Genomic DNA, 26282 nt, shown 5'->3' with positions numbered 1-26282 from the left:
TCCGCTATTTATCCCATTCACCTGCATCGAACGGAACTGCCATGTCGAATTCTAAAGTCGTCGTTGTTACTGGTGTGTCGTCGGGGATCGGACGAGCCACCGCGCAGAAGTTTGCCAGCCGGGGTTGCCGGGTATTCGGCACCGTACGCAACGCTACAACCGCGCAATCGATACCCGGTGTTGTGCTGGTCGAGATGGATGTCCGTAACGACGCCTCAGTGCAACGTGCAATCCAGAGCGTCATCGCGGAAGCCACGCGCATCGATGTGCTTGTCAATAGCGCGGGCGTGACGCTGCTCGGCGCGACGGAAGAAACGTCGATTGCCGAGGCTCAGTCGCTATTCGATACCAACGTTTTCGGGATTTTGCGCACAACACAAGCGGTACTGCCGCACATGCGCTCGCAACGTTCGGGAAGAATCGTCAATGTGAGCTCAGTGCTGGGCTTCCTTCCGGCTCCATACATGGGGCTTTATTCAGCATCCAAGCATGCCGTCGAGGGAATGTCTGAAACCTTGGACCATGAGGTGCGCAAGTTAGGAATCCGCGTGGTGCTTGTCGAGCCTTCCTATACCAGGACCAATCTGGATCTCAATGCACCGCATGCGGCTTCCAAAATCGCAGCCTATGACGATGAGCGCGCCATCGTGTCCCGCGCGATTCAAAAAAATGTCAATGAGGCGCCGGCACCTGACGGCGTCGCAACCACGATTGTCGATTCCGCGTTGGGCGCATGGAGAATGAGGCGCACTCCAAAAGGCCAGGCTTCTCTCCTAAGCAAATTGCGTCGCTTCATGCCTGCCGGACCCCTCGACGCAAACCTGAGAAAGACATTTGGACTCTCGTGAAGTCGCCTACCGATTTCACGTCGAGGCAGCCAGGTTGAAACGCGTCGCTCGCCGAGCCGGACCACTCGCGGCCACCGCGACATCGAGGAAGACGGTGCGCTCGGAAGGATTGGCGAACTGTCTGGCCTCAGAGCGGTCTTCCTCGTCAGCGCGGTGATAGACGACGTCGTGACCTCGCAAACTCATGTCTGGACTGCCAAGCGATTTTAAAAATCGCTTTCGCGAATATCACGATTGATTTACAACGCCAGAGAAAATTGGTGTGGTCTCCTATATTCGCCGATCCTATTTTGTCTGATAAAAACGGGCTTAAACAATACCTAATTCCTGATAGAACAAATCAATATCGCGCCAACGTTTGCGGATTCGATAGCCGGGGCAATCCTGGCTTCAGTTCATTAAGTCTGCCGCCGTAAATGCATATGCGAGGCGCATCAGTTTTCACGGGCGCGGGCGCATACCGGTGCGTGACTCGGGCATCAAGAACGATCGCCTGCATTTACGTGTCTTTCCGTCGAAAATGGAAGCGAAAAATGATCCTGAATAACTTGTCTGTGAAGACAAAGCTTACGGTGGCTTTCGGAGCATTGGCCGTTGTAGTACTGATCGTTTCAGGACTCGCCTTGAAGGAGCTGAACGACGCGAATGACCGTTTTTCCGGCTACATCAATGGTATTAACGCACGGGCCACAATGGCTGAAGCTGTCCGCACCGCAGTTGATGATCGTGCCGTGGCGGTGCGCAATCTGGTGCTGGTCACCACGCCTGAGGACATCGAGCTGGAAAAGGCCGCCGTCATCGACGCTGAACGCAGAGTCGAGGCTAACCTGGAAAAGTTCAATGCCATGGTAGCGGGCGCTTCCGACATGAGCGACAAGGCACGCAGACTCGCGGCCGAACTTCCCAGGATCGAGGCGCTTTACCGCCCCGTGGCCCTGGAAATCAACAGGCTGGCGGTGAGTAATCAGCGCGACGCGGCGATTGCGGCAATTGATACCAAATGCAGGCCACTGCTTTCGGCTCTGATCAAGGCGTCCAACGAGTACGAGGACTTCACCCGTGAACGCGCACAACAAATGGTCCGCCAATCGAGCGATCAATTCGCGACTCAGCGGAATCTGCTGATTGCAATCTGTCTGGCTGCGCTCGTGCTGGCGGTCGTGGCAGGTGCAGTCATCACCCGCAGCCTGCTACGCGCTTTGGGCGCCGAGCCCGTGGCACTGGTCGAAGTGACGCAGCGCGTGGCCGGCGGCGATCTGAGCCCGGTGCCGGGGGCGAACAGTGCGCCGACCGGAAGCGTGCTCGCCTCGATGGGCAAGATGCAGGTTAGCCTCGTTCACCTGATCGGTCAGGTTCGTACTTCCGCCGACAGTATCGCGACGGGTTCGAGCCAGATCGCGTCGGGCAACGTGGATCTTTCCACGCGTACAGAACAACAGGCTGCGTCACTGCAGGAAACTGCGGCAAGCATGGAGGAGCTGACGTCAACGGTGAAGCAGAACGCCGAGAACGCACAGCAGGCGAGCTCGCTCTCGGCCAACGCATCCGAAGTGGCGGGACGGGGCAATCAGGTCGTTGGCGAGGTGGTCGATACGATGAGCGAAATCAGGACGAGTTCCACCAGAATCGCGGATATCACCGGGATCATCGAGGGGATCGCCTTCCAGACCAACATCCTCGCATTGAATGCCGCAGTGGAGGCCGCCCGTGCAGGCGAGCAGGGACGTGGGTTCGCGGTGGTCGCGAGCGAAGTGCGCAGCCTCGCTCAGCGCTCGTCCAGTGCCGCGAAGGAGATCAAGGATCTGATCAACGCGTCCGTGCAGAAGATCCAGAATGGGTCGTCGCTTGCCAACGAGGCGGGGAAGACAATGGCGGAGGTGACACAGGCCGTGGCGCGGGTGACCGACATCATGGGAGAAATCGCGGCCGCGTCGACCGAGCAGAGCCGCGGGATCGAGCAGGTCAATCAGGCGATTACGCAGATGGACGAAGTGACGCAGCAGAATGCCGCGCTGGTGGAGGAAGCGGCGGCGGCGTCGAAATCGCTCGAGGATCAGGGCCGGCAGCTGAACCAGGCGGTTTCGTTCTTCCGTCTGGATTCCCAGGCCGCTGCGCACGCAACGGGCGGAGCTGCTGCCCCGGCAAGCGTCCCGGTAGCACGGCTGCGGACCGCGCCGCGAGCACCTCGGAATAGGGCAGCCTACACGTAACGTTGCGCTCGGGAGACGGTAGATGTTGGCGAGATGCGGCTCGGTGATCTGCTCATAGGGCAACTTCAACTCACCATGGTCGCAACACACGACGCCCGATGCGCGCGTGGCACGCGACTGGACACGGGGCCTCACCAGATCGGAAACACGAAGTCCGGCTGCGGCTCAAACTGAATGCCGGATTCTGGACAGATCACGCGGCCCCTGACGGCGACTCGCTGGTTAAGATAGGGCAGCAGGAGTGTGGGGGGCATCGCACCGCCTTCGCCAAGGAGGATGTCGGTCACCACCTTGTCAGTGCAGGGGGAGGTCGAGGGGCGATCCAGCGTGATCGTCGTATAGTCGCCCGGCGCATACGTCCCGCTGCCACGTCCGATTGTCCCGGTGATCCAGATATCGCGCTGCAGAGGCAACGTCGGCAGCGGCGGGCTGGCTGGCATCGTGGTCTCTGGCCACAACCCCGCAATCGCCGCTGCCGCGAGTAATCCACACAATCGTCTCTTCATGTCGAAGGCCTCTTACCGTCCAGTGCTGCCCACCTGCGCGTCACCGTTTGGTGTTCACTTCCCTGAACTCCGCATCGATCACGTCATCGTCCACGTCTTGCCCCGGGCGGCCTGCCTCTTGCGGGCTGGTCGCAGGCCCGGGACTGCTCCCCTGTGACTGCACGTCTGCGTAGACTTTTTCTCCGAGTTGCTGCGAGGCGGTAGCGAGTGCGCGGGTCCTGACGTCGATTTCGTCCCGGTCGGAACCCTTGAGCGCGGCCTCCAGTTCCCTGATCGCGGCTTCAATCTTCGCCTTCTCGTCCGGACTCAGCTTCTCGTGGTATTCGCCGAGGGCCTTGCGCGTGCGGTGTATCAGGGCGTCGCCCTGATTGCGCGCCTCGGCCAGTTCACGCAGCCGATGGTCCTCCGCGGCGTGCGCTTCGGCGTCTCTCACCATCTTTTCAACTTCGCCTTCGGACAGGCCCGAACTGGCCTTGATGGTGATCCGGTTTTCCTTGCCCGTCGCCTTGTCTCTGGCCGACACGTGCAAGATTCCATTCGCATCGATGTCGAACATCACCTCGATCTGCGGCATGCCACGCGGCGCAGGAGGGATGCCTTCCAGTTTGAACTCACCGAGCAGCTTGTTCCCGCTCGCCATCTCGCGTTCGCCTTGATAGACCTTGATGCCGACTGCCGACTGGTTGTCGTCCGCGGTCGAAAAAACCTCCGAGAACCGGGTCGGTATGGTGGTGTTCCTTTCGATCATCCTGGTCATGACCCCGCCGAGCGTCTCGATGCCAAGCGAGAGCGGCGTGACGTCAAGCAGCAGCACGTCTTTTCGTTCACCGGACAGCACTGCCCCCTGGATCGCCGCGCCCACGGCGACCGCCTCGTCGGGATTGACATCCTTGCGGGGTTCGCGCCCGAAAAACGCCTTGACCGCCTCCTGCACCCTTGGCATCCGCGTCATGCCGCCAACGAGGATGACGTCGTCGATCTTGTCCGTGGACAACCCGGCGTCCTTGATCGCAATTCGACACGGCTCCATCGTGCGCTCGATCAGATCCTCGACGAGTGCCTCGAGTCTGGCGCGCGTGAGCTTCACGCTCAGATGCTTCGGCCCGGAGGCATCTGCCGTGATGTAGGGCAGGTTGATCTCGGTCTGCTGGCTCGAAGACAGTTCGATCTTCGCCTTTTCGGCCGCTTCTTTCAGGCGTTGCAGTGCGAGCACGTCCTTCGACAGATCAATGCCTTGCTCCTTCCTGAACTCGCCGACGAGATAGTCGATGATGCGCTGGTCGAAATCTTCACCGCCGAGGAACGTGTCCCCGTTCGTCGACAGTACCTCGAACTGTTTTTCACCGCGCACGTCGGCAATCTCGATCAGGGATATGTCAAAGGTGCCACCACCGAGGTCGAATACGGCGATTTTGCGGTCACGGTTTTCCTGCCTGTCCAGACCGAACGCGAGGGCAGCTGCGGTCGGCTCGTTAATGATTCTCCTGACTTCGAGCCCCGCAATACGGCCCGCGTCCTTGGTCGCCTGGCGCTGGCTGTCGTTGAAGTACGCTGGCACGGTAATCACGGCTTCCGTGACTGGCTCGCCGAGGTAGTCTTCGGCCGTCTTCTTCATTTTGCGCAACACCTCTGCGGACACCTGCGGTGGCGCGAGCTTTTCGTCGTGCGCTTCGACCCACGCGTCGCCGTTATCGGCCCTGATGATCCTGTAGGGCATCAGGCCGATGTCCTTCTGGACTTCCTTTTCCTCGAAGCGGCGACCGATCAGACGCTTCACTGCGAACAGCGTATTCCCGGGATTGGTGATGGCCTGGCGTCTGGCGGGCGCCCCGACGAGTATCTGGTTGTCATCGAGATACGCGACCACCGACGGCGTCGTACGGGCGCCTTCCGAGTTTTCAATCACTTTGACCTGCTTGCCTTCCATCAGCGCCACGCATGAGTTGGTGGTGCCAAGGTCAATACCGATGATCTTGCCCATGATGTCCTCGCCGATGCTCAGTCTTTGCACTGCATCGCCCGCTCAGGCGGACGCCCTCTGCCGCCGTGCGGACCGCCGTATCAATAATCGCCTACCGGAGGCACAACCGCCTTTGCCTCGTCTTTCGGCAGTTCAGCAACCACGGCATCGGTGGTGAGGATAAGACCGGCCACCGACGCGGCATTTTGCAGCGCCGTGCGCACCACCTTGGTCGGGTCGACCACCCCCATCTCCAACAGATCGCCGTAGGTGTCTGAAGCCGCGTTCCAGCCGAAATTGCCGGTCTCCCCGACCACACTGTTCAGCACGACCGAGGACTCCTCGCCCGCGTTGGTGGCGATCTGGCGCAGCGGCTCTTCAAGTGCGCGCAGCACGATGCGGATGCCCGCGTCCTGGTCGGCATTGGCGCCCCGTACGTCGCCGAGGCTGGCCCGGGCACGCAGCAATGCGACGCCGCCGCCCGGCACGATGCCTTCTTCGACCGCCGCGCGCGTTGCGTGCAGCGCATCCTCGACTCGTGCCTTGCGCTCCTTCATCTCGATCTCGGTAGCGGCGCCTACCTTGATGACGGCAACGCCACCGGACAGCTTCGCAATGCGCTCCTGCAGCTTCTCCCTGTCATAGTCGCTCGCCGTCTCGTCGATCTGGCGACGGAGCGCCTGGACGCGCCCATCGATCGCCTTCCGGTCACCGGCGCCATCGATGATCGTTGTCGCCTCCTTTTCGATCTCCACCCGCTTCGCCCGTCCGAGGTCCTCCAGCTTGACGTTTTCGAGCTTGCCGCCCGTTTCTTCCGAGATGACGAGCCCGCCCGTCAGCGTCGCGATGTCCTCCAGCATCGCCTTGCGCCGGTCGCCGAAACCAGGCGCCTTCACGGCCACGGTTTTCAGGATGCCGCGCACGGAATTCACCACCAACGTGGTCAGGGCTTCGCCCTCGACGTCCTCGGCAATGATGAGAAGCGGCTTGCCTGCCTTGGCCACCGCTTCCAGCAGCGGCAGCAGATCGCGGATCGACGAGATCTTCTTGTCGTGCACGAGGATGTACGGTTCTTCAAGCACAGCGGACTGCTTTTCGGGATCGGTGATGAAATAGGCAGACAGCCACCCGCGGTCGAACTGCATGCCCTCTACGACCTCGAGTTCGCTTTGCAGCGATTTGCCTTCTTCGATGGTGACGGCGCCGTCCTTGCCGACCTTGTCCATCGCTTGCGCGATGAGCCTGCCGATCTCCTCATCCGCATTGGCCGAGATGGTGCCCACCTGGGTGATCTCGCGGCCGGTCGTGACAGCCCGGGAAAGCTTCCTCAGTTCCTCGACAATCGCCGCGGTGGCCTGGTCGATGCCACGCTTGAGGTCAATCGGGTTCAGGCCCGAGGCAACGTACTTCATGCCTTCCCGTACGATGGCCTGGGCGAGCACGGTGGCGGTGGTTGTACCATCACCGGCGACATCCGAGGTTTTGGCGGCGACCTGCCTGACCATCTGCGCCCCCATGTTCTCGAACCTGTCGCTCAGCTCGATCTCCTTCGCGACCGACACGCCGTCCTTGGTGACGGTCGGTGCGCCGTACGCGCGCTCGAGGACGACATTTCGCCCCCTGGGGCCGAGCGTGACCTTGACCGCATCGGCAAGGATGTTGACGCCCGTGAGAATATGCTGGCGGGCGAGTTCGTGAAACCTGACATCTTTGGCAGACATTTCGCGCTACCTCCTGACCTGTCAAACGAAGCACAGTTGCACCGGGCACGGGCCTATGGGGCCGGGCCGAACGGTACGCGGTCGCCGACGTTGACGTCGGGCGCACAAAGGCGACCGTCCTCAAGCCGCCTGCCGGGGCCTATCGCGATGACTTCTCCCTCGTCCGGCTTTTCGCCCGCAGTATCGGGGATGACGCTACCGGCTGCGGTCGTACGCTCCTGCGGCACGCGCCTGAGCACGACCCGGTCATGCAAGGGCATGAGTTTCATGATCCTGCTCGCATGATCGGTCCACATAGGTCTCGCGTTGGTCTCGTGGCTGTTTTCATCGTTGCCCTCCGTCATTGGTTCGGACGTTGCAGCGTCCGCACTCAATCATGAACAGGCCGTGCCCCCTGTGGGGTATCGCGCCGCGTCGCCTCGTCAAAATCCCTGGAAAGCCCGGATGCAGGCGGCAGCGTGCCCCGCGCGATGTAACCGGCAGGCTCGACCGACGGCTGCGGTGTCAGCCGCAGATCACCGAGCCTCGCCGTGAGAAAAGCGTCGGCATGGGCAAGCCGGTGCCGGAGTTCCTCCTCCGTGATCCCCAGAACCTGTGCCGCGGCGGCTTCCGGCTGCGCTTCAAGACGGCAGAGCGTCACGGCGCGACGCCATGGCTCTGGCAGCTCGGCGAGAAGCGCGGCGACCAGCTCGCGCAGCTCCCTCGAGATGACGGCGTCTTCAGGCGTGCCGTCCGTCGCTGGCACCACGTCCTCAAGGCGCAGCACTTCATCGGGCTGCCAGTACTCGAACAGCAGCTCGTCATCGTCTTCACGCGGTTCATGCAGCTGGACGGGCAGCCGGCCCTCGAGCGAGATGCATCGGCCTTCCTCCATCTGGCGATGTGCGACTTCTGCTTCAAGCAGTTCCAGTGCGATCTGGTAGAGCCACTGCAGGGGTTCGAGCCGACGCGGGCGCTCAGCAAACCGCTCGCAGGCGCGCGCGAGCGCCTCGTCGACAATATCGTCGACCGATGGGTCGTCCGAAGCGAGATCACCCCGCGTCTGAAGATAGGCGAGTTCCCGCTGCACGAAGCGCTGGAGCGACGCGAGCAGCGGACGAACGGTCTCGCCGAACAGCGTGGACGCGGCGTCCGTCTGTTCGGCCACCGCCGTCCTGAGTTGCCGCAACCCGGCGCGCCGCTCCTTGCGACGCCAGGCGTCCTCGTGACGCAGGTGTGCGACGTGGCGTTCCAGTTGCCGCTCCAGTTCAGTGATGGCATGCTCGATCGCCGTCTCTGGCTCCGGCGCATCGTGGCCGCACGCAAGCGTTGCGCCCGGGAGCACCAGCCTGAGCCGGACGCGGTAGAGACTGCGATGCAGGCTCCTTTCCAGCGTCGCCTGCAGCCGTACCAGCCCGGACGGGAAGTGCGACAGATGGGGCGTCAGACGCCGATCCGTGAGCCGGCTGATCAGGTCTTCCAGCCCGGGGCGGGAAAGTTTCGCGACATTACGGTAACTGATCGCCGTTTTCATCTCAAACCTGTCCATGGCCCACCGCCTAATGGTATCGCCCGGCCGTCCGCGACCCTACGCAGCACGCAGAGCCGGCATCCCCGGCGAGCAGGGATTTTCAGCGCATCCCGGCACCCTTGATGCCTCGTCATCCGTGGCAGCCTTGCCTAAATCTCATTAGTGATCCTGCTAATGTTAGACACGCACACGAGAACCCCCGCCTCACTCGATGCGTCCGGACCATCACCGGGCGCCCACCTGAATGTTGGTCCTGTTCAACCGGCGCCCGTCCCTCCATTGACGTCCGACTCCCGGCCTTCAAGAGCCAGATACGTGTCAGTCGCCACCAGTCCGAACAGGATGTGATTGAGAAAACTCACCCAGCCTCGCGCATCGGCAAACCACGTGAACAGGTATGTCATGCCGTGGAAATTGATCACGTACAGGAGCACGCCGAATACCACACCCACCAGCGACGCCAGCCCGACGCTCGAATCCAGGCTGAAAAGTGTCATGATCACCGCGAGAATGACGGCGAAGAGAATCGACAGCACAAAGTGGGTGACCAGCGAAACCGCCACGACGCCCGGCGCGAATGGCGCGGCTTGCAGTGCGTCACGCCCCATCACGATCGCAGCAATCATCCGTAGCGGCACCCACAGGGATTGTCCAGCGACCCGTATGGCGAAGAGTTCGATCACCAGGAAAACCGCGCCTGCCACGCAACCGCCGATGACCGCTGCTGGCCACTCAGGCATGCGGCGATCGAAATGGTGTGAATGCATGTGAAGTTCCATCATGACCACCTTCGGAACTGTGTACTGTTCTCACGTTCTGCCAGGCCGCGTCAGGCTGCCTCGGGAAAATCCGGCGACGGTCCGTGAAACGGGCGACGCTCGAGCAGTCCGACTGCGTAGCCCTAGGGCCTGTGCTTCGGCCTGCTCGCGACTGGCCCAGCGCTGGTGACACTGCGGCAGGTGCCAGTCCACGTAGAGCTCACCTTCGTGGGCGATCTGCACTAGCGCGGCATAGTCACCTTTCGCTGGGCGCTCCGCGCAGGCCATGTTTCGCACGCCATGCATGAGGACCGTCCGGATACGAATCTCGTAGCGTTGGCGTTGTATGGCCTGTCTGATCACCGCCGGCTAGCGTCTGCGCATGCGTGATCTCAACTGTCGGATCGTGGGTCGCATCGCATTGACCTGTGCATGGAGCATGCGACGGGCGCGCTCAGGGAGCGGTCGCAGAACGTCGGCAAGGGAGGCAGTCGTGCGGTGGAGGCGCTCGATCAGAGGGGAGTCCGAGCGTGGATGGAGGTTGCTCATCGTCTTCTCCTCGGAGGCAGCAAGGAAGAGAACGGGCTTGCGCGCTCCAGTTCGCCTGCCATGCTGCGGGGCAAACAAATCGAAACACGCAGTGTGCGACCCGTGGATCATGGGGCACACTGCCTGAGCTGGATATAACTTAGCTTCACTGACTAAAAATTTCAAGATACATGTGACACTCAGATGCGTGACGCCGCGACGCCTGATGTCAGCCCCCACGTCGGCGCTACCAACCCTCTCTGCCAGCGCCTTCGGCGGAAAATCCTCAGAACTTTTCGCATCTAACGAGGGCGACCAGCGCAGCGGTGTGGCCTGATGAGACCTCCGTCCGCCTCCTGCCGGACGGCGCCGCCCTTAACGGTGCCGAGTCACCGGATCGGCGGCGCCGTGCCCAGTTTTTCAGCGAGCATCCTTTCATACACGCCAAAGTGCAGATCCACCTCGGACTGCTCCACGGTCGTGACGATCAGGCTGATATGGTCCCATGGCAGGCCGAGCACGCCCGCGATGAACGTTTCAAGTTGCGGCGCACAGATCTTGTCCTTCGCGACGGTCGTGCCGATCGTCACTTCGTAGAACTTTTCCTGCCGGCAGACCACTTCCACCAGACGCGCGCGGGCGCTCATGTTGTTGTCGACCGCGATGCGGACCACCTCCACCGCCTTGCGCATCGCTTCCGTCGGGAAGCCCTTCGTGGAGCGCAGCCGCACGCGATGCGGGCCCAGCGTCAACCAGTCGGTATCGAATTCCATGACGCTCTCCCATCGTCAAACCACCTCGTCCGCGATGATAGGAGCGGACCAAAAATTTTCAAGATCAGGCTCGCTTTTGCCCCTTGAAAATTTCACCGGCGGACCTATCTTAGGTTTCGCTCAGGCAGATGTGCGGTGCTTGCTGGTTCCCTGGCGGCCGCACGCTGCGTGTTTCGATTTGTTTGCCAACGCTGGCAGGCGAACTGGAGCGCGTAGGCCCGTTCGCCTCCATGCGTGATTCGAGGAGGACAGCATCATGAGCGATCTTTATTCCGGCACCGACCTGTTCAGCGAGTTCGATCGGCTGCAGCGGCAGATGGCCAGTCTGTTTAATACGTTCCCGTCCAGCATCCGCGCGAGCCGGTTTGGCACCTTCCCGCCCGTCAACATCGGCGCGACCGACGATTCCATCGAGATCGTCGCGTTCGCGCCGGGCATCGACGCCGGCGGACTCGACGTGTCAATCGACAAGGGTGTGCTGAGCATCAGCGGTGAGCGCAAACCGTCCCGGCAGGACGTGAATGATGACACCCGCATCTACGCGCAGGAGCGCTTCACCGGCGCATTCCGGCGCGTCATCGAACTGCCGCAGACGGCCGATCCCGACAAGGTTCAGGCCCGTTACGAAAACGGCTGCCTGATGATCACCGTCGGCCGGCGCGAATCGTCGAAGCCACGCACCGTTTCCATCCAGTAATCCCCGGGAGGCGATCATGAACGACACTACTGAAGTTACTCAACGGGATCAGTCTGCGCTTGCGCGCCGGGAAGGCGAGCAGTCTGCACGCCGCATGACGATTACCCCTGCCGTCGACATCTTTGAGGACGGCCTGGCCGTCACGCTGTGGGCCGATCTGCCAGGCGTCACCAAAGACAAGCTGGATATACGGGTGCACGACGGCAACCTCTCGATCGAGGCGGAGGCAGTCGTCCCGACGCCTGCCAACCTGCGCCTGCAGCATGCCGAAGTCCGCGAACCGCGTTTCGCACGCACCTTCACCTTGTCACCGGACTTCGATACCTCGAAGATCGAGGCGAGTCTGCAGGACGGCGTCCTGAAGCTGACCATCCCGCGCCGTGAGGAAGCACGTCCACGGCGCATCGAGGTGAAGACCGGCTGATGCGCCAGTGGTGAAATGGTCGGGCGGTGGCAGTACCGCGCTGCCACCGCCCGCACGCTGCAATGGGAGGTTCGATGCCTGAAGAGACACACCAGACGTGGAAAGGGCGCGAGATCCGTATCTGCACGAAAAGGACCATGCAGCCTCCTGGGTGACATGTTGCAGGGCCTCTTGAAATTTTCGTTCCTTGCGCTATTTTAATCATCGCTCAGGCAGTCGCGATAAGCGCTGCGTGTTTCGATTTGTTTGTCGGCGGGGTTTCTCCACGGACGGGCGAACTGGAGCGCGTGGTCCGGTTCGTTCTTCGTGAGAGGCCCCGGTTTCAGGGAGCCAGCCATGAGCGATCTTTTCTTCAGCATCGACCGGCCGGGCGAATTCGACCGCCTGCACCGGCAGATGGCCGGCGTCTTTGCGGCGTTCCCGCGAGCCTGCGCGCGATGCGCATCCTTTCCTTCCGTCAATCGTCGCAGCAGCGACGACTGCGCCGAGATCGTCGCGTCCGCGCCGGGGCTTCGCCTGGCAGCGATCGAGGTCCCAAGTGACAAGGGGGCTGTCGATCAGCGGCGAACGCAAGCCCCCGAACCGGAGGCCGAACATGAAACGAAGCATTGCACGAGACCCGCCACCCAACGCGGGCTGTCCAGACGACGCCGGTTCGCTGGCGCACTTCCTCGCGTAACAGCGCCACGCTGCATGGCAGCGCGGCCCTTGTACGGCCTGAAGTAAGCACGTGTCGATTTTATGCATCGTGTGCCTGCTAAAGGGGCCCTGTTTTACGGGAGGCGGAAATGCTCAGTCCACACGAATTTGCGACCCTGATACTGGTTCGCCAGGCGCCGGACCAGCTCGACATGAATCGCGCCGAGCTCGACGCGCTGCTCGAGCGCCAGCTGGTCATGCTGGAACATGGCGCCTCGGGCGCGCGCCGCGCGTACCTGTCAGGGAAGGGCAGAACGTTTCTCGACGCGCTTCACCCGGGCGGCACACCGCGTGTAAGCCGGCAAGCCGCCGACAATGGCGGTCGGGAAAGATCGGAGACGCCCCTCGTGCCAGGTAGCCGCACGCCCGACACCGTAGTGCCGGGACACGCAGGCTGAATGGCTGCGCGATCGTAACGACCGGCGTGTCGTCCTCGCCGTGACGCGCGGGTGCGGGGCTGTCAGGGCAGGCCGGGCGGACGCGCGGGCGACGCCCGCGGTCATTGAAACGTTGCTCGCGCATGCCGGTGTCGCGGGCTTAGGTCTACGCGGCAAGCCGCGGGCTGCAGGACTGGTTGAAAAACCGCGTCGCCTCGCGTCTCGGGTGCGCCGCGACGCTTTGCGGAGGTGTCATATGCAAACGGACAAAGTGATGGAGTATCACGGCTACGAGATCCGGCCGATGGTAACCCCCACGGAGACGGGTCGCTACGCGGCGGCGGCCATTGTCACCGGCCGGGCCGGCGATACACGCACGCTCGGCGTCGATGTGGACTTTGCCAACGCCCAGGAGGCTCGCGACGAAGCACTCGAGCTTGCTATCGCATGGATCCAGCAACGCTCGGTTGTTTCGGACCGGTATGTTCGACGGACCTAGCGCGCCGGTCAGCAACCTCTGGCCGGACGCGAGTTGGACACCTGTCGATCCGCTTCTAGTTCGATATCCCGAGTCGTTTGGGCTCAACTCACCGCGAGGAAAAGAGAATGACGGACACCGCTGTCATCGATCCCGCCGAAGACGCGCTCTATGAACGCATCCGGATCCTGCTCTTTAGCGCGGACCTGCCGGTGCAACGTTTGGAATCCGATATCGACGATATCGGACGCTTCACGGCGCCGGACGTCCGTTCATCGCAACTGCGCCTGATTGAGGTCATGCCGCCGCTTACACCGGCAGCCGAAGCAATTGTGCGGGCCATGATCCGTGCATATGGCACTGAACTGTTTGGGCGCGGCAGTGCGAATTCCGCGCTGCGTGCCATGATCAAGGCCGGACCTGTCAGCTTTGGACAGACCGCCTTGACGTTGGGGCCTGACGCGCCGTTGCCAGAGCGTGTCCGTCCGCTTGTCGCGGAGATTAACCGGATTTTCGAGCGCTACCCCGAAAGCGGCTTCTCGCACGCCCGATACTCCCTTTCGGCGATTGGCTTGCCGGTCGGCCGCGACAGGCTCCCGCAAGTACACCGCTCGGTCCAACGCGGCCGGAACCTTGAGGGCTCGCCCGATTCGCGAGTTGTCCGCAACAACCATGAATTGCGCGTCTTTCGTTCAAGTATCTAACGTGTCAGCCGACGGCAGGGGCCAGCCTCGGTACAGCGCGAGCGAAAGCCGGCCAGGTTGGCCGAGCGAAAGGAAAGAGCAAGCAGCTCGATCGTGGCGGACACATCCTGGCCGACCAGGTAATGCGCGGGCATGCGCAGCGTCCACGATGGATCGGCGTTGAAAGCCGGCAGATCATTCTTCAAGGCCTTGTAGAGATCGATCAGATAGTTGGGCAGCGCGAAGCGCAGCCCAAACGCGACGCCGATCTCGCCGTTCGCATCGTTCCGAACCGGGAAGCGGAGCATGTTATCGCGCACCGACTTGCGGCTGTTCACCGCGATCTGCGGCGAGATGGCGACCACCCTCGTGCCGTATCCTTCAATCTGCGGCAACGTACTATCTTCGTCGGCCCGTCACGTATACGCCTGTCCCATGGAACTGAAGCAGATCCAGTACTTCATCGCGCTTTTCGAAGAAGGCACCGTCACGCGCGCCGCCAGGCGGCTCAACATCGCGCAACCGGCGCTCAGCATGCAGATCGCCAGGCTCGAAACGGAGATTCGGCAGAAGCTCTTCGAGCGGGGGCCGCACGGCATGGCGCCGACCGAAGCCGCACGGTTGATGTACCGCCTTTACACGCCGATCATGCGCGACATCGATCACGCACGCGAACACCTGAGCCGTCGCGATGTCATCGTGACGGGCCGCGTGTTGCTGGGAATGGTGTCGTCGGAGGCGCAGAGCGTATTGCCCGAATCGCTCGCCCGATTCGATGCGCTTTTCCCGCAAGTCGAAGTCTCCGTCGCCGATGGCTTCAGCGCGCAGCTGATCGACGCTGTCGAATCTGGCCGGCTCGATGCCGCCATCATCAACAAGCCGCGCGGACGGCTGACGCTCCACGTAGAGCCGTTGCTGGTCGAGGAAATGGTGCTGGTGACGAGCGTGGAGCACGGCCCAAAGCTGCCCGACGAGATCGATCTCACGCAGCAGTCGGACATCGAATTCGTGTTGCCCACGCGCCGCAATGGCCTGCGCGGCGCGCTCGATGCCGCGCTGATGGCGGCTGACGTCGTCATCAAGCCGAAGTTCGAGATCGACCTGCTCAGCACCATCGTGCAGTTCGTCGAGCAGAGCGGTGTCGCGACCATCCTGCCGCGCGTCGTCGTGCAGGCGAAAGTGGAGGAAGGGCGCTTGCGCGCACGCACGATAGCGTCGCCGCCGATCGTGCGCCACATCATTCAGGTCACGCATCCGAAGCGGCCGATCGGACCGGCCGCCCAGGCGCTCATCACGATTATCACTGATGAGATAAAGCGCGTGACGACGGGTGTTTCGGGGAAACAGGCGCCTTAGCGGCCGCGTTCCAACGGTTCGCGCGCACGGCTCGGAACGTCGCTGCGCGTGCCGAACAGCGTGTCGCAGATCGGGAACGTGAGGTTGAAGTTCTGTGTCGCCATCACTTCGGGATCGTGGTGTGTGGCGTGCAGGCGCCGCACTGTGTTGACGAGCGGAACGCGGTCGAGCAACGGGCTGTCGGTGACGTGTGAAAGCGTATGCAGGCCCTCGTACATCAGAAAGTACGCCGCCATCGTGAGCAGCGCGATGTAACCTGCGTTGCGGGAGAATACGAATCCAATCACGAGCGCGAACGGCACGGCCGCCAGCACGAACGCAACCGGCGCAAAAGGCGGAAACAGCAGCGCGCGCCAGTGACGGTGGCCCTTGTATTCAAGCGTCACATGCGTGAAGAACCGGTGATGGACCGCGCAATGGCGCTTGTAGATCATGCTGAAATACTTCGTCGGACGATGCAGCACGTAGCGGTGCGCCGCCCATTCCGCCCAGTTGCCGAACAGAAAGAGCGGAATGACCGCCAGCCATTCGGCAAGCGTCGGTGCATGAAGCTGCATCAGGCAATACACGATCACGCCGCCGGTGAAGAGCAATGTGAAGCCGAGGTGCATTTCGCCGCGATACCACCATGGCGTGGCATTGACATACTCGTCACGGAACTTGTAGGAACGCGCACGAACGTCTTCTTCGTAGTTCATCGATGTCTCCGGCTATTCTGAAAGGCGTGCGCCCGTTGGCGCCCGCCGTTACGTCCAATGACTCAGGATCGACTGCGCGCGGAACCGCCTTCGAGCTTGCCGAGCGTCTCGGGCACCACGAACGCGCCCACGAGAAAGATCACGCTGATCGCACCGACGAAGATCGCGAGCGTCGACGGCAACTGGCCCGCGTCCTTCGCGACGAGGGAAACGAAGGTCGGCATCATTCCGCCGATCGCGAAGCCGATGTTCCACGACAGACCCGTGCCGGTCGCGCGGATCGCGGTCGGGAAGCGTTCGTTCAGGAAGATCAGCACGGGCGCATAGCCGGCGCTGCCGAGCGCGGAAAGCAGCACCGCGTAGACGCCGACCATCGTGATGCTTTGCGCCGTCGGCAGCAGCAGGAACAGCGCTGGCATCGCGATAAGCCGGATGATGCCGATCCAGATAAACGCGCCCTTGCGTCCGATGAACGTACTGACGTGCCCTGCCGCGACCGAAGCGATCACCACGGCCACGCTGCAGATCATCAGGATCGCGGCGGCGGCGCCGTTCGGCGCATGACTCACGACTTTCAGGAAGGTCGGCAGATAGCCTGATGTGAGGTAGTAGCCGCTGCCGCCGCCGATAGTCAGCAGCAGATTGACGAACAGCACGCCGCGATATTCGCGCGAGAACAGCGTGCGGATCGGCGAGCGCGCGTTATCGGCGTTGACGATCTTCTTCTGTTCAGCGGCTTTCGCAGCTTTTTCCGCGGCGAGCTTCTTCCAGAGCGGCGATTCTTCCAGACCGTTGAACACGAAGAGACCGAGCACCGAACTCAGGATGCCGGTGAAGAACATGCAACGCCAGCCCCAGGCGTCGAACGCATCGCCGGGAAAGACCGCGGACATCGCCAGATACGTGAGCGATGCGAGCAGCGCGCCGAGCCCGGCCCCGCCCCCACCGATGAGACCGGACACCGCGCCGCGATACTTCGGCGCGACGGATTCGGTGCCGATCGTATGCGTCGACGCCACCACGCCGCCGACGAACACACCCTGCACGAGACGCAGCAGCAGAAACAGGACCGGAGCCACGAGCCCGACTTGGGCGACCGTCGGCAGCGCGCCGAAGGCCGCCGTCGAAAGCCCGACGCCGACGACCGCGACGATCATCGCACCCTTGCGCCCATGACGGTCGGCATAGGAGCCGAACAGCGCGGAACCGAGCGGGCGCATCAGCAGCGTCACCGCGAAGGACGCGTACACCGCCGCGAGCGAGAGCATCGCATGTTCGGACGGAAAGAACAGACGCCCGACAACCGGCGCCACATACAACAATACGAACAGGTCGAACAGGTCGAGGGCCCAGCCGAAGCATGAAGCCATCACAGCGCCCATCACCTGGCGCTGATTGACCGAAAGCACGGTGGCCCCGTCTTGCGCTGCTACAGACATTTGCATCTCCTTTGTGTCACGGGCGCGCTTTGTTGGATGCGCGCTCTTGTCGAGGTTGAAAAATCGTCAGTGCGCGGAGGCGAACGGCGATGCCACGCTCGCCCGTCGCTGGGCGAGCATCGCATCGGCGATCTTCTCGGCGATCATGATGGTCGGTATGTTCGTATTCGCCGATGGCAGTCGCGGCATCAGCGATGCATCCACGACGCGCAGCCCGCGCGTGCCTCGCACGCGGCCTTCGGTGTCGGTGACCGCGTCGCGGTCCTGCGCGCCGCCCATGCGGCACGTGCCGCTCGCATGCCACACGCCGAACACGTTCGCGCGGATGAAATCGGCGAGCGCGCGCTCGTCATGGATCAGCGAAGTCATCTGCAGGCCGCGCGTGAAGAAGCGTTCGATCAGCAGACGCCGCAGCGGCGCGGGCGTATCGAGCAGCACGCCGAGGATCGAAGTCAGAAGCGCATTGCCTTCGCCGACCTTGCTCAGCGCCTTCACGCGTGGTGAGAACGCGGCCGGGAAGAAGTCACGTGAATCGCGGCCAAGACCGGATGCGTCGACGACGCGCGCCAGCATCCGCACGCCGGCGGCGAGCCGTTGCAAATCGCGTTCGTCGTCGAGCAGATTCAGATCGACGCGCGGCGCAACGGCCGCATCGGGCGATGCCAGTTGCACGCGGCCTCGCGAATACGGCCGGTTGCACCAGAGGAAGAAGAGACCGAGCCGGTTGCCGAGCGCATGCCACGCGGCGCGCGTCGCGCTCGACAGATACAGGTCCGACTCGTCGCAGCCCGCGACGCCCGAACTCATGCGCGCGGCCATCATGCTCGCGCGGCGGCGTGCGAGCGGCATGCGAAAGCGCGGCTCGAGAAAATGACAGAAGGTGAGCGACGGATGATCCTGCAGATTGCGTCCGACACCTGGCAGGTCGGCCACACACAGGATACCCATCGCCACGAGTTGGCGCGCATCGCCGATACCGGCGCGCATCAGCATCGCGGGCGACTGCAACGCGCCCGCGCTCAGCACCACCTCGCCCGCATCGAAACCCACGCGCTCGCCGTTCGCCGCGATCGCCACGACACCGCGGGCTGTCGCGCCTTCCATCACGATGCGTTCGACGCGCAGATTCGAATAGATGCTGAGGTTCGGACGCTTGCGCGTGGCTTCGTCGAGATAGGCGATGGCCGTCGACACGCGCTTGTCGTCGAGGTTCGAGAATGCGCCCGGAAAGAAGCCGTCGCCGAATTCGCCATTCTGGTCCTGAAGTTCCGCGAAGCCGTTCGCGCGCAAACCCTTCGCGAATGCATGGCAGAACGCCGGCCAGTCCTTGGGCATGATCCGGCGGATCGGCACCGGTCCGTCGCTGCCGTGCAATTCGCCGCCGGGAAAGTTCACGTCGCGTTCGAGCTTGCGAAAGTACGGCAGCACATCGCGCCACGACCAGCCTTCGGCGCCGTTCGCAGCCCATTCGTCGTAGTCGCGCGGCAGGCCGCGATTGGCCGATTGCACGTTGATGCTCGAGCCGCCGCCCATCACGCGGCCCTGCTCATAGACGCGCGGCGCGGCGTGCTGCGTGGCCTTCGCTTTCAGATCGGGCCAGATGTACGCGTCGCCGCAGAAGACGGGCATCGGATAGCTGTCGAGAATCGCCGCGGGCACCGCGCCCGGCGGCGTGTCGGCGCCCGCCTCGATCAGCGCGACGCGCACCGACGGCTCCGCCGACAGTCGATGCGCGAGCACGCATCCGGCCGAGCCGCCGCCTACGATCACGTAGTCGAAGCGATTCATCGCGTTGTCTCCTCTTGTCTCTTGTCTCGTCCGCCGTGCGGCGTGTCAGGTATCAGCTGCCGCGAAACACCGGCTTGCGCTTGCCATGAAACGCTTCGACGCCTTCGCGGAAATCGTCCGACGAGCGCAGACGGCTATAGCAATGGCCTTCGAGTTCGATCGCGATCGACAAGGGCGCGTCTTCCGAATCGTTCAAGAGCTTCTTCGCGGTACGTTGCGCGAGCGGCGAGAATGCGCGCAGTTCGTCGACGAGCGCGTCCGTCGCCGCTTCGAGTTCGGCGTCCGCGACGAATTCGACCGCGATGCCCCACTCGTACGCCTGCTCGCCAGGAATGCGGCGCGAGCGCATCACGATGTCCTTCGTGCGGCCGATGCCGACCATCGACTGCAAACGCGCCGAACCGCCCGAGCCGGGAATCTGGCCCAGCTTCTGCTCCGGCAGCGCATAGAAGGTCGTATCGGTGACGATCCGGAAATCGCACGCCAGCGACAACTCGAAGCCCACGCCGAAGCAGAAGCCGCGATTGGCCGCAATCACCGGCTTCGAGCAGCGCGCGGGCGCCGCGATATTCCACGCGAGCTTCGACACGTGTTCCGGCGATGCTTCCAGAAAGCCCTTGATGTCGCCGCCGCTCGAAAAATGCTCGCCCTTCGCGCGCACGACGATCACGCGCACGCGGTCGTCCTCGTCGAGGGCTTCGAACACGGCGCGCAACTGATCGCGTGCGTGCATCGAAATGACGTTGAACGGCGGCCGATGCAGGATGATGTCGGCGCGCTCGCGCTGCGCGTCGATTTCGACCGAGAAGCCGTCGAGGTCTTGCAGCAGGGTCTGGCCGCGATGGTTGAGATCACTCATTGTGGGTTACTCCTTGGTGGTTGCTGTAGGTTGCGCGGGCAGGGCGTTCGAATCGGGCGTGTACTCGCCCGCTTGCAGCTTGCGGCGCAGGATCTTGCCGACCGGCGACTTCGGGATGTCGTCGACGAACACGTAATCGCGCGGACGCTTGAAGTTGACGAGGTCCGACTGACGGCACCATGCATCGAGCGAGTCGGCATCGATGTACTCGCGGCGCTTGATGAATGCAACCACGCGCTGGCCCCAGCGCTCGTCCTTGACGCCCGCGACCGCGACTTCATCGACGGCGGGATGCAGCGACAGCACCGATTCGATGTCCACCGGTGAGATGTTTTCTCCGCCGCTGATGATCATGTCGTCGACGCGGCCCGTCACGTACAGATCGCCGTCGCGGTCGAGATAGCCCGTGTCCCCGGTGAAGTACCAGCCCTCGCGCAGGCACTTCGCATTCGCGTCCGGACGATTCCAGTAGCCTTCGAAGGCTTCGTCGCCGAGCAGGTCCACGATGATCTGTCCTTCTTCGCCGACTTCGGCGATCTCGTTGGGCGAGAGCGCATCGAGCTTCACGACGCGCAGCCGAGTATTGATGCCCGCGCGGCCCGCGCTGCCCGGTTTCTTCGTCGCGTCCTGATCGATGCTGAACGTGTAGACCTCGGACGAGCCGTAGTGATTGACGAAGAGCTCCGGCTCGAACGCGGCCGAAAGGCGCTTGAGCAGGCCGTCGTTCATCGGTGCGCCGGCGAAGCCGAGCTTTCTGACCGACGACGTGTCCGTGCTCGCGAACGCGCTGTCGGCGAGCAGATCGTGATAGAGCGTCGGCACGAGATAGAGGCAGGTGAGCGCGTGCTTCGAGATGCATTCGAGCGCGAGCTTCGCGTTCCAGCGCCGCACGCAGACGAACAGGCCATCGACGAGCGCCATCGCGAGCAGCGAGCGCACGCCCATCGTGTGATAGAGCGGCATCACGCCGAGCGTGCGTTCGCCGCGCCTGTACAGGTTCTGGGCGACGTGCGCGAGCGCGCCTGCGCGTTCATGCCGATGCCGGCGCGGCACGCCCTTGCCTTTGCCCGTCGTGCCGGACGTATAGAGGATCAACGAGATGTCGTCGGCGGTGGCGTGCGTCGCGTCGGTCGCCTCTTCACTGCGCGTTCGTTCGACGATGAGCGCATCGAAGGTGGTGGTGCGGCCGGGCGCATCGTCGAGTCCGACGCGCGGCACTTTTTGCGCGGCGGCGCTCTGCGCGACGGAATCGGCGCTGACGGGTTCGTAGACGATCGCCTTCGCCCCCGCGTCGGTCACGCAGTAGTCGACTTCTTCCGGCTTCGCGCGCCAGTTGAGCGGCACGATCACGATGCCCGCAAACTGTCCGGCCCAATGCAGCGTCGCCATTTCCCAGCGGTTTTGCAGCACGACGAGCAGCCGGTCGCCGTGTTCCAGGCCGAGCTCGCGCAGGCCATCGGCGACATTCAGGATCATGCGATGCCACTGCGCGTACGTCAGTTGCACATCGCCATCGACGAGCGCGAGCGCGTTCGGACTGCGCTCGACGCTTTGCAGGAACGTGCGTCCGAGATCAAGCATGTTCGGCCTCCTTCGCGCTTGCCTCGGCCCGGCGGCGCGCCGCCACGTCGAGCACGGCGGCCACGATGGGCGTGTAGCCCGTACAGCGGCAGATATGACCCGAGAGCATCTCGCGCACTTGCTCTTCGGAAGGATCGGGCACGCGCCGCAGATAATCCGCGCACGACATCAGAATGCCCGCCGTGCAAAAGCCGCATTGCAGCGCGTGATGCCGCTGGAACGCCTGCTGCAGGTCGCCGAGCGTCTGATCGGGCGCAAGGCCTTCGACGGTATCGATACGCCGACCGTCGGCCTGCACCGCGAGCATCAGGCACGAGCGCGCCGCGACGCCATCGACCTGCACGGTACATGCGCCGCACACGCCGTGTTCGCAGCCGACGTGCGTGCCCGTCGCGCCCAGTTCGTGCCGGATGAAGTCCGACAGCAGTTCGCGCGGCTCGCAATAGCCGCTTCGTTCGCGGCCGTTCAGCGTCAGCGCGATGCGCCGCACTTCGCCGTGCCGCATGATGGTGTCCGACATCTTGCTCACTTTGCCTCCTCGATCACGCGCCATCCGAGTTGCCGGACCAGATTCCGGCGATACGCCGCGCTGATCTGCGCATCGTCCTGCGCGTTCAGTTTCCAGCTCAAATCGTTCAGTGCGCCGCGCAGGTCGTCGCCCCGCAGACGCGGCCATTGCTCGGTCACCGGCCGGTCCGCGACGCCGCCCACAGCAATGCGGATCGACTCGTCGGTGACCACGGCCGCGCACGCGACGATCGCGAAATCGCCGTGCCGCGCGGAAAATTCGGCGAACGCGTAGCGCTCGCCTTCCTTGCACAGCGGGAAGCGCACCGCTTCGACGAGTTCGTCAGGCTCGCGCGCGGTCATCAGCATTCCCTGAAAGAAGTCCTGCGCCGCGAGCGTGCGGCGCCTTTTTCGCGAGCGCAGCATCACGTCGCCGCCGAGCGCCGCAAGCACGAGCGGCAACTCCGCGCTCGGGTCCGCATGCGCGATCGATCCGCATACGGTTCCGCGATTGCGAATCTGAAAGTGCGAGATATGCGGGAAGGCCATCGCGAGCAGCGGCGCTTCGTCGGTGAGCGTGCTGCGCCATTCGACGCTGCCTTGCGTCGCCGCGGCGTTCACCACGAGACGCCGCGCCTGCTTGTCCACGCGCACGGCATCGAGTTCGGCGGTGCGCGAGATATCGACGAGCACCTTCGGCTGCGCGAGCCGCATATTGAGCACGGCCATCAGCGACTGGCCGCCCGCCAGTACGCGGGCGTCTTCGCCGTATTGCGCGAGCGCGTCGAGCGCGTCTTGCGCCGTCATCGCGCGCAGGTAATCGAAGGGTGCGGGCTTCATGCGTGTCTCCTGAAACGTGCAAGGAGTTTTGCGATCCACGATCCGTGCGCTTGCACGGGCTTGCCCTCCGCCTGCCGTCCGAGCGATTCGAACAACTGCTTGAGCACGACCTTCGCCGCGCCTTCGAGCATCCTGCCGCCGACCGCCGCAACCTTGCCTGACACCTGTGCTTCGTAGTCGTACGTGAGCCGCGTGCCGCTGCCTTGCGGCGTCAGTTCGACGAGACCGCTGCCGCGCGCGCTGCCGAGCGGCGAGATGCCCGCGCCGGCGAGTCGCAGGCGGCGCGGCGCATCGATCTCCGACAAGCCGATACGCGCCTCGAAACGCGCCTTGATCATGCCGACGCCGACGGTCACGTCAGCGCGATACTGGTTCGGCGCCGTCTCTTCGAGCGCGTGACAGCCGGGAATGACGTTAGCGAGTGCCTTCGGATCGAGCAGCACGGCGAACACGGCTTCGGGTGTCGCGGGCAGGTCGACCGCGCCCTGCGCCGTCAGTGCGCGACCGCCGCCTGGCGTCGCCGGCTTCGCGGCGGGCGCTTCGCGATATTCCGGCCGCGACGGTTCGGGATCGTCCATGCCGATCATCGCCATCACTCTGGGCGGCGTGAGCGGCAGGCGAATCTCTTCGACGCCGAGCGCGTCCGCCACCGCATTCGCAATGCACGGCGGCGTGCTCATGTTGTTGCCTTCGCCGAGACCCTTCGCGCCAAGCGGCGTGAAAGGCGAAGGCGTCTCCAGATGCACGATCAGCGGATCGGGCACTTCGCAAGTGGTCGGCATCAGATAGTCGGCGAGCGTGCCGGACTGGAAGCTGCCGTCCGCGCCGTAGCGGAACTCTTCCATCAGCGCCGCGCCGAGGCCTTGCGCGAACGCGCCGCGAATCTGGCCATCGGCGAGTGCGGGATTGAGGAGGGTGCCGGCGTCGTGCACGGTCACATACCGGTCGATGCGCACGCGTCCCGTCGCGCGATCCACTTCGACCCCGCACATGTCGAACGCGAAGCCGTATGCCGCCGAGGTATTGATGCGGTCCTGTTCGTCGGGCGCATCCATGTGCGGCGGCGACCAGAACACGGTTTCGCGCAGGCCCGGCTCTTCGCCTTCGGGCAGGAGCGCGGGCGCCCAGTGCGGCGCATTGCTCGCGGCACGCGCGAACGGCAGCGCGCGGTCTTCGGCGTCGTGCGGAAAGACGCGCGCGCCTTCGAAGCGCACGTCGCCGGGCGCGCAGTTGAACTGCTTCGCGAGCACGCGGGCGAGTTTGTCGCGCACGCGCGTCGCGGCGAGATGCACCGTGCCCGCCACCGCGCCCGCGAAGCGGCTCGAATAATTGCCTGCGGCGACGGACCAGGCGTCCTTGTGCGTATCGAATTCGACGTTGACGACGATGTCCTTCGGATCGAGCCCGAGCACATCGGCGACGACTTGCGCGCACACGGTCATGTGGCCCTGGCCCGCGGGCGTCGATGCGATCGTGACGACCACGCCGCCGAGCAGATCGACGCTGACGGTCGCGCTCGCGATCGCGCCGTTCTTCGGCCCGGCTTTTTTGCGTGCGTCGGCTGGCATCACGGTCGTGATGTAGCCCATGTTCGATACCGACGGCTCGACGATCGCCGCGAAGCCGATGCCATACAGCCGCCCTTCGTTGCGCGCGGCGTCGCGGCGCGCAACGAGTTCCCGGTATCCGCCTTCGTCGAGTGAACGGCGCAGCGCTTCCTGATAGTTGCCCGAATCGAGCAGGGCGCCCGCCGCTGCGCGATACGGGAACGCATCGGCGGGAACGAAGTTGCGGCGATACACGTCGAGCACATCGAGCTTCAGTTCGATCGCGATACGCTGGATCAGCCGCTCCAGCGCGAAGTACACCTGCGGGCCGCCGAAGCCGCGCACGAGCCCCGTCGGCGTCTTGTTCGTCAGCACGACGCGGTTGCGCACGAGCAGATTCGGGATCGCGTATGCGCCCGTCAGGCAGCCATGCATCCGGTAGAACGTCGCCGGCTCGGGCGCGCGCACGTAGCCGCCGACGTCTTCCAACTGATCGTAAGACAGCGCGACGATCCGGCCATCGGCTTCGACCGCCGCTTCTATGGTTGAAACACGCGCCGTCGCCGATGTCGCCGCGCTCAAGTGTTCGAGCCGATCCTCGACCCACTTCACCGGCGCGCCGGCCTTGCGCGACGCGAGGCACATCAGCACGACATACGGAAACACCGCCTGCTTCACGCCGAAGCTGCCGCCGGAATCGCGCGGGGCCTTATGACGCAGCCGATTGGCAGGCACGTTTAACGCCATCGCCATGACGGCGTGCAGCGAGAACGGCCCCATGAAATTGGACGTGACGTCGTAGCCTTCTTCGCCCGAAAGATACTCGGCGATGACCACGCCGCACTCGATCGGCGCGCAGGTGTTGCGCGGATAATGCGCGACCAGCTTCACGCGATGCGGCGCGTGCTCGAAGGCCGCTTCGGGCTCGCCGTAGCGGAAATGCCGGTCGCTGATGACGTTGCTGCCGACGCGTTCGTGCAGCACCGGCGCGTCGTCCTTCGCGGCCTGTTCGATCGAGGTCACGGGATCGAGCATCGCGTAGTCGACCTTGATGAGATCGAGCGCGTCTTCCGCGAGCGCACGCGATTCGGCCATCACGACCGCGACCGGCTCGCCGACGTAGCGCACACGGTCCATCGCGAGCGCCCACTGTTCCATCGGCGATTTCACGCCGACGACGAACGGTCGCGACCACGGACGCAAATCGTCGCGCGTGAGCACGGCACGCACGCCCGCGAGTTTCGACGCGGCTTGCGTATCGATCGACAGGATGTCCGCGTGCGCGTGCGGCGAACGCAGAATCGCGGCGTGCAGCGTGCCCGGCTTGACAGCGATGTCGTCGCCATAGCGGCCACGGCCCGTCAGGATCGCCGGGTCTTCGAGGCGCTCTATCGAGCGTCCGATGTGACGCTGCGGTGCGCTCGCGTCGCGTACCTCGTTGCCGGCGCCGCGCGCGTCCATGTCGGCGAATGCGGTTTCGCGCTGATTCATGACC

The 26282-nt window shown here is 63.7% G+C and carries 23 protein-coding genes and 2 pseudogenes; 9 read left to right on the top strand and 16 right to left on the bottom strand.

The window, feature by feature from the left end; translation table 11 throughout:
* Positions 1 to 41: 41 nt before the first annotated feature.
* Together AB3X95_RS09345 and AB3X95_RS09340 are read left to right on the top strand one after the other, a co-directional pair.
* A complete protein-coding gene (locus AB3X95_RS09345; protein WP_184228481.1) occupies positions 42 to 848 on the top strand; it encodes an oxidoreductase in 807 nt (268 codons plus the stop codon).
* Between the two features lie 533 nt (positions 849 to 1381).
* A complete protein-coding gene (locus tag AB3X95_RS09340; protein WP_260332418.1) occupies positions 1382 to 3058 on the top strand; it encodes a methyl-accepting chemotaxis protein in 1677 nt (558 codons plus the stop codon).
* A 131-nt stretch (positions 3059 to 3189) separates the two neighbouring features.
* Here AB3X95_RS09340 and AB3X95_RS09335 read toward each other — a convergent pair whose 3' ends face one another.
* From AB3X95_RS09335 to AB3X95_RS09305, 7 genes and pseudogenes are all read right to left on the bottom strand, one after another.
* Positions 3190 to 3564, bottom strand: a complete 375-nt coding sequence (locus tag AB3X95_RS09335; protein ID WP_176122102.1) for a hypothetical protein — start codon at positions 3562 to 3564, stop codon at positions 3190 to 3192.
* 40 nt (positions 3565 to 3604) lie between these two features.
* Positions 3605 to 5545 carry a molecular chaperone DnaK gene (gene dnaK, locus AB3X95_RS09330; RefSeq protein ID WP_368621155.1) on the bottom strand — a complete coding sequence of 647 codons (1941 nt, stop codon included), beginning with the start codon at positions 5543 to 5545 and terminating at the stop codon, positions 3605 to 3607.
* Between the two features lie 80 nt (positions 5546 to 5625).
* Complete coding sequence (gene groL / locus AB3X95_RS09325) at positions 5626 to 7245, bottom strand: chaperonin GroEL (protein WP_368621154.1); 1620 nt, start codon at positions 7243 to 7245, stop codon at positions 5626 to 5628.
* Positions 7246 to 7310: 65 nt separating this feature from the next.
* A pseudogene (locus tag AB3X95_RS09320) lies at positions 7311 to 7514 on the bottom strand (co-chaperone GroES); the annotation flags it as partial.
* Between the two features lie 101 nt (positions 7515 to 7615).
* Complete coding sequence (locus AB3X95_RS09315) at positions 7616 to 8758, bottom strand: sigma factor-like helix-turn-helix DNA-binding protein (protein WP_368621153.1); 1143 nt, start codon at positions 8756 to 8758, stop codon at positions 7616 to 7618.
* Between the two features lie 254 nt (positions 8759 to 9012).
* Positions 9013 to 9534: a hypothetical protein gene (locus tag AB3X95_RS09310; RefSeq protein WP_368621475.1), complete on the bottom strand. Its 522-nt coding sequence runs from the start codon at positions 9532 to 9534 to the stop codon at positions 9013 to 9015.
* 896 nt (positions 9535 to 10430) lie between these two features.
* Positions 10431 to 10814 (bottom strand): hypothetical protein, encoded by a 384-nt coding sequence (locus AB3X95_RS09305; protein ID WP_368621152.1) that lies wholly within the window; start codon positions 10812 to 10814, stop codon positions 10431 to 10433.
* Positions 10815 to 11070: 256 nt separating this feature from the next.
* On the opposite strand from AB3X95_RS09305, the gene AB3X95_RS09300 reads away from it, so the two are divergent.
* The 6 genes from AB3X95_RS09300 to AB3X95_RS09275 all read left to right on the top strand — a co-directional run bounded on the left by AB3X95_RS09300 (position 11071) and on the right by AB3X95_RS09275 (position 14193).
* Positions 11071 to 11511 carry an Hsp20/alpha crystallin family protein gene (locus AB3X95_RS09300; protein ID WP_368621151.1) on the top strand — a complete coding sequence of 147 codons (441 nt, stop codon included), beginning with the start codon at positions 11071 to 11073 and terminating at the stop codon, positions 11509 to 11511.
* 16 nt (positions 11512 to 11527) lie between these two features.
* Positions 11528 to 11935 carry an Hsp20/alpha crystallin family protein gene (locus AB3X95_RS09295; RefSeq protein ID WP_176122108.1) on the top strand — a complete coding sequence of 136 codons (408 nt, stop codon included), beginning with the start codon at positions 11528 to 11530 and terminating at the stop codon, positions 11933 to 11935.
* Positions 11936 to 12271: 336 nt separating this feature from the next.
* Complete coding sequence (locus tag AB3X95_RS09290) at positions 12272 to 12661, top strand: Hsp20/alpha crystallin family protein (RefSeq protein ID WP_368621150.1); 390 nt, start codon at positions 12272 to 12274, stop codon at positions 12659 to 12661.
* A 62-nt stretch (positions 12662 to 12723) separates the two neighbouring features.
* Positions 12724 to 13032, top strand: a complete 309-nt coding sequence (locus tag AB3X95_RS09285) for a hypothetical protein (RefSeq protein ID WP_368621149.1) — start codon at positions 12724 to 12726, stop codon at positions 13030 to 13032.
* 235 nt (positions 13033 to 13267) lie between these two features.
* The gene (locus tag AB3X95_RS09280) at positions 13268 to 13510 is read left to right on the top strand and encodes a hypothetical protein (protein WP_176122110.1); all 243 of its coding nucleotides are present in this window, start codon (positions 13268 to 13270) and stop codon (positions 13508 to 13510) included.
* 107 nt (positions 13511 to 13617) lie between these two features.
* Positions 13618 to 14193, top strand: a complete 576-nt coding sequence (locus AB3X95_RS09275; RefSeq protein WP_368621148.1) for a hypothetical protein — start codon at positions 13618 to 13620, stop codon at positions 14191 to 14193.
* Between the two features lie 104 nt (positions 14194 to 14297).
* Here AB3X95_RS09275 and AB3X95_RS09270 read toward each other — a convergent pair.
* A pseudogene (locus tag AB3X95_RS09270) lies at positions 14298 to 14567 on the bottom strand (AhpC/TSA family protein); the annotation flags it as partial.
* Between the two features lie 40 nt (positions 14568 to 14607).
* Between AB3X95_RS09270 and AB3X95_RS09265 the strand changes: the two are divergent.
* Positions 14608 to 15528 (top strand): LysR family transcriptional regulator, encoded by a 921-nt coding sequence (locus AB3X95_RS09265; protein WP_368621147.1) that lies wholly within the window; start codon positions 14608 to 14610, stop codon positions 15526 to 15528.
* On the opposite strand, the gene AB3X95_RS09260 is transcribed toward AB3X95_RS09265, so the two are convergent.
* The 8 genes from AB3X95_RS09260 to AB3X95_RS09225 all read right to left on the bottom strand — a co-directional run bounded on the left by AB3X95_RS09260 (position 15525) and on the right by AB3X95_RS09225 (position 26278).
* Positions 15525 to 16226 carry a sterol desaturase family protein gene (locus AB3X95_RS09260; protein WP_368621146.1) on the bottom strand — a complete coding sequence of 234 codons (702 nt, stop codon included), beginning with the start codon at positions 16224 to 16226 and terminating at the stop codon, positions 15525 to 15527. The genes AB3X95_RS09265 and AB3X95_RS09260 overlap by 4 nt on opposite strands.
* 62 nt (positions 16227 to 16288) lie before the next feature.
* The gene (locus AB3X95_RS09255) at positions 16289 to 17665 is read right to left on the bottom strand and encodes an MFS transporter (RefSeq protein WP_176383225.1); all 1377 of its coding nucleotides are present in this window, start codon (positions 17663 to 17665) and stop codon (positions 16289 to 16291) included.
* 66 nt (positions 17666 to 17731) lie between these two features.
* On the bottom strand, positions 17732 to 19453 hold the full coding sequence (locus tag AB3X95_RS09250) for a GMC family oxidoreductase (protein ID WP_368621145.1): 1722 nt from the start codon (positions 19451 to 19453) through the stop codon (positions 17732 to 17734).
* Positions 19454 to 19505: 52 nt separating this feature from the next.
* Positions 19506 to 20312, bottom strand: a complete 807-nt coding sequence (locus tag AB3X95_RS09245) for an enoyl-CoA hydratase/isomerase family protein (RefSeq protein WP_176122116.1) — start codon at positions 20310 to 20312, stop codon at positions 19506 to 19508.
* A gap of 6 nt (positions 20313 to 20318) precedes the next feature.
* Complete coding sequence (locus tag AB3X95_RS09240; protein ID WP_368621144.1) at positions 20319 to 21893, bottom strand: AMP-binding protein; 1575 nt, start codon at positions 21891 to 21893, stop codon at positions 20319 to 20321.
* The gene (locus tag AB3X95_RS09235) at positions 21886 to 22422 is read right to left on the bottom strand and encodes a (2Fe-2S)-binding protein (RefSeq protein WP_176110966.1); all 537 of its coding nucleotides are present in this window, start codon (positions 22420 to 22422) and stop codon (positions 21886 to 21888) included. Before AB3X95_RS09235 ends, AB3X95_RS09240 begins: the two co-directional genes overlap by 8 nt.
* Positions 22419 to 23240: a xanthine dehydrogenase family protein subunit M gene (locus tag AB3X95_RS09230; RefSeq protein WP_368621143.1), complete on the bottom strand. Its 822-nt coding sequence runs from the start codon at positions 23238 to 23240 to the stop codon at positions 22419 to 22421. Before AB3X95_RS09230 ends, AB3X95_RS09235 begins: the two co-directional genes overlap by 4 nt.
* The gene (locus AB3X95_RS09225; protein ID WP_368621142.1) at positions 23237 to 26278 is read right to left on the bottom strand and encodes a molybdopterin cofactor-binding domain-containing protein; all 3042 of its coding nucleotides are present in this window, start codon (positions 26276 to 26278) and stop codon (positions 23237 to 23239) included. The genes AB3X95_RS09230 and AB3X95_RS09225 overlap by 4 nt, the downstream gene beginning before the upstream one ends.
* Positions 26279 to 26282 lie beyond the last annotated feature (4 nt).

The sequence above is a fragment of the Paraburkholderia sp. BR13444 genome, assembly GCF_040948755.1.
Lineage (GTDB): Bacteria > Pseudomonadota > Gammaproteobacteria > Burkholderiales > Burkholderiaceae > Paraburkholderia > Paraburkholderia youngii.
The sequence above is the reverse complement of the archived record's forward strand: the minus strand, read 5'-3'. Positions and strand labels throughout refer to the sequence as shown.

Excerpts from the sequence above, each read along its gene's own strand:
- AB3X95_RS09345 (WP_184228481.1), top strand. The coding sequence starts at position 42 with ATGTCGAATTCTAAAGTCGTCGTTGTTACTGGTGTGTCGTCGGGGATC.
- AB3X95_RS09340 (WP_260332418.1), top strand. The coding sequence starts at position 1,382 with ATGATCCTGAATAACTTGTCTGTGAAGACAAAGCTTACGGTGGCTTTC.
- AB3X95_RS09335 (WP_176122102.1), bottom strand. The coding sequence starts at position 3,564 with ATGAAGAGACGATTGTGTGGATTACTCGCGGCAGCGGCGATTGCGGGG.
- dnaK (WP_368621155.1), bottom strand. The coding sequence starts at position 5,545 with ATGGGCAAGATCATCGGTATTGACCTTGGCACCACCAACTCATGCGTG.
- groL (WP_368621154.1), bottom strand. The coding sequence starts at position 7,245 with ATGTCTGCCAAAGATGTCAGGTTTCACGAACTCGCCCGCCAGCATATT.
- AB3X95_RS09315 (WP_368621153.1), bottom strand. The coding sequence starts at position 8,758 with ATGAAAACGGCGATCAGTTACCGTAATGTCGCGAAACTTTCCCGCCCC.
- AB3X95_RS09310 (WP_368621475.1), bottom strand. The coding sequence starts at position 9,534 with ATGGAACTTCACATGCATTCACACCATTTCGATCGCCGCATGCCTGAG.
- AB3X95_RS09305 (WP_368621152.1), bottom strand. The coding sequence starts at position 10,814 with ATGGAATTCGATACCGACTGGTTGACGCTGGGCCCGCATCGCGTGCGG.
- AB3X95_RS09300 (WP_368621151.1), top strand. The coding sequence starts at position 11,071 with ATGAGCGATCTTTATTCCGGCACCGACCTGTTCAGCGAGTTCGATCGG.
- AB3X95_RS09295 (WP_176122108.1), top strand. The coding sequence starts at position 11,528 with ATGAACGACACTACTGAAGTTACTCAACGGGATCAGTCTGCGCTTGCG.
- AB3X95_RS09290 (WP_368621150.1), top strand. The coding sequence starts at position 12,272 with ATGAGCGATCTTTTCTTCAGCATCGACCGGCCGGGCGAATTCGACCGC.
- AB3X95_RS09285 (WP_368621149.1), top strand. The coding sequence starts at position 12,724 with ATGCTCAGTCCACACGAATTTGCGACCCTGATACTGGTTCGCCAGGCG.
- AB3X95_RS09280 (WP_176122110.1), top strand. The coding sequence starts at position 13,268 with ATGCAAACGGACAAAGTGATGGAGTATCACGGCTACGAGATCCGGCCG.
- AB3X95_RS09275 (WP_368621148.1), top strand. The coding sequence starts at position 13,618 with ATGACGGACACCGCTGTCATCGATCCCGCCGAAGACGCGCTCTATGAA.
- AB3X95_RS09265 (WP_368621147.1), top strand. The coding sequence starts at position 14,608 with ATGGAACTGAAGCAGATCCAGTACTTCATCGCGCTTTTCGAAGAAGGC.
- AB3X95_RS09260 (WP_368621146.1), bottom strand. The coding sequence starts at position 16,226 with ATGAACTACGAAGAAGACGTTCGTGCGCGTTCCTACAAGTTCCGTGAC.
- AB3X95_RS09255 (WP_176383225.1), bottom strand. The coding sequence starts at position 17,665 with ATGTCTGTAGCAGCGCAAGACGGGGCCACCGTGCTTTCGGTCAATCAG.
- AB3X95_RS09250 (WP_368621145.1), bottom strand. The coding sequence starts at position 19,453 with ATGAATCGCTTCGACTACGTGATCGTAGGCGGCGGCTCGGCCGGATGC.
- AB3X95_RS09245 (WP_176122116.1), bottom strand. The coding sequence starts at position 20,312 with ATGAGTGATCTCAACCATCGCGGCCAGACCCTGCTGCAAGACCTCGAC.
- AB3X95_RS09240 (WP_368621144.1), bottom strand. The coding sequence starts at position 21,893 with ATGCTTGATCTCGGACGCACGTTCCTGCAAAGCGTCGAGCGCAGTCCG.
- AB3X95_RS09230 (WP_368621143.1), bottom strand. The coding sequence starts at position 23,240 with ATGAAGCCCGCACCCTTCGATTACCTGCGCGCGATGACGGCGCAAGAC.
- AB3X95_RS09225 (WP_368621142.1), bottom strand. The coding sequence starts at position 26,278 with ATGAATCAGCGCGAAACCGCATTCGCCGACATGGACGCGCGCGGCGCC.